The following is a 1,927-nucleotide window of genomic DNA, read 5'->3' as shown; positions in this document are numbered from 1 at the left end:
CTGTTCCCAAAGCCGAGCCGTCAGGATACTGCGCCGAGGCGGCTCCTACGATCCCGTAGCCGTCCAGAAAACCCGGTTAATCGAACCGTCCAGCTGTGCTCGCATAATAGTTAAAAACGCATCAGAGCTCTCATTTTTGGTAATGTTTGGTGGGCAATGCTTCGTTACGATTACTTTTATTACAACACGCATGATTGCGTTAGTTGCCCATTAACATTTCTCGAAATATTGGCGGAATACAGGAAAACAAGGGGAAGTATGTTGAACAAACAAAATAACAATGGGCGCGAACCGAAGCAAAAGAAAAAACCGCGTCTGTTGAAAAATACACTATGGTATTTTGGTGGGTTATCCCTTCCAATTATCGTAGCGGTAGTGACGATTCCTATGGTAATACGCGGTATCGGCGCAGATAGGTACGGTTTACTAGGAATTATATGGATGCTTGTTGGATATTTTAGTCTTTTCGACATGGGCATCGGCAGGGCACTCACAAAATTTACAGCCGAGATGATTGCTAGTGGTGAGAACTCTGAATTACCAAACCTAATCTGGAGTGCCTTGTGGCTGGTCGGAGGCTTCGGCATACTTGGTATGATAATAGGTATATCGGCCTCCTATCCATTATCAACATATCTATTAAACGTCCCTAATCACCTTCAGCGTGAAGGAATTATAAGTCTATCTTTAGCGTCCATAAGCATACCATTTGTCATAGTTACCGCGATATGTATCGGAATACTGGAGGCCTATCAAAAATTCTCGAGTATAGCACTAGTTAGAATACCACTTGGTATTATGACCTACGTAAGTCCTATTTTGAGCATGCAGTTTACTCCGTCATTAGTTGCCGCTACAAGCGTTTTGATTTTCTCCAGAATGATAGCGACTTTAATATATCTTAGCCTAGTGTTTTTGCAATCTCCTGACATGATCCGTATGAGAGGAATATCGAGGGTCTATGCTAGAAAGCTTATATTGTATGGAGGTTGGATAACGGTATCAAATATAGTGAGTCCGGTAATGATATACATGGATAGATTATTTATCGGATCAATGCTAACTTTGACAGCTGTCACATACTATTCAGCTCCGTTCGGAATGTTATCGAATTTGCAGATATTGCAACAGTCGGTAACAGGGACTTTTTTCCCGGCGTTGGCTTCAGCATTAGCAGTAGACCGTATCGAATTTCGGATACTATATAATCGTATGGCTGATAGCCTATTTCTCCTCATGTTTCCTATTTCCGCGACCGCCTTCTTGTTTGCGCCAGAGCTGTTAAGGTTTTGGCTTGGCGAAGAGTTTAGCAATGCGGCAAGCACCCCTATGAGATGGCTGGCTTTCGGGTGGATGATTAGCGTAATCGCAAACGCAACCTATTCCGTATTGCAATGTGCCGGGCGACCAGATCTAACGGCAAAGGTACATCTATTCCTTATATTACCATATGTGTTTGGCTTATTCTATTTAACTAAAACGGCAGGAATTACTGGAACGGCGTTGGCGTGGGTCCTAAGAATTATGATTCAGGTAATTATTCTCAATATTGTTACTGAGAAGAGTATTAGAATTTTGGCTCGGGAGATCAGGATAGGATATATTAAATTGGGTTTATGTATCACGTTCGCCGGCGCGGGGTTTTTCGCCGGCAATCTCCAGAATAGAGCAATTTTGTATGGCGTCGCCCTCATATGTTGGGCGACTATTTCCGCAAGAAAATACTTGACTTGGAACAATGTCAAACTAAAGGAGAATTAATTATAAATGTATGATGGTCGCACAACGTGATGAGAAGGAACGAAATAGAACGAATCTAACGTCGCCTCTTGCCCTAGAGCACATCCATCGATCGATGAATCAAATGTGAAGTGACGGTTGGCGTCGATTCTGATTCAAAGTTCTCCTCACAGGCGGGGCACGATGG

Annotated in this window: 1 protein-coding gene; it reads left to right on the top strand. The window is 43.0% G+C overall.

What is annotated here, in order from left to right; all coding sequences use genetic code 11:
• Window positions 1–258 precede the first annotated feature (258 nt).
• A complete protein-coding gene (locus G522_RS29815) occupies window positions 259–1,761 on the top strand; it encodes a flippase (protein WP_169453608.1) in 1,503 nt (500 codons plus the stop codon).
• The last annotated feature ends 166 nt before the right edge of the window (window positions 1,762–1,927 follow it).

This window comes from Pleomorphomonas oryzae DSM 16300 (assembly GCF_000422965.1).
Lineage (GTDB): Bacteria > Pseudomonadota > Alphaproteobacteria > Rhizobiales > Pleomorphomonadaceae > Pleomorphomonas > Pleomorphomonas oryzae.
This window is presented reverse-complemented; position numbering and strand designations above follow the sequence as displayed.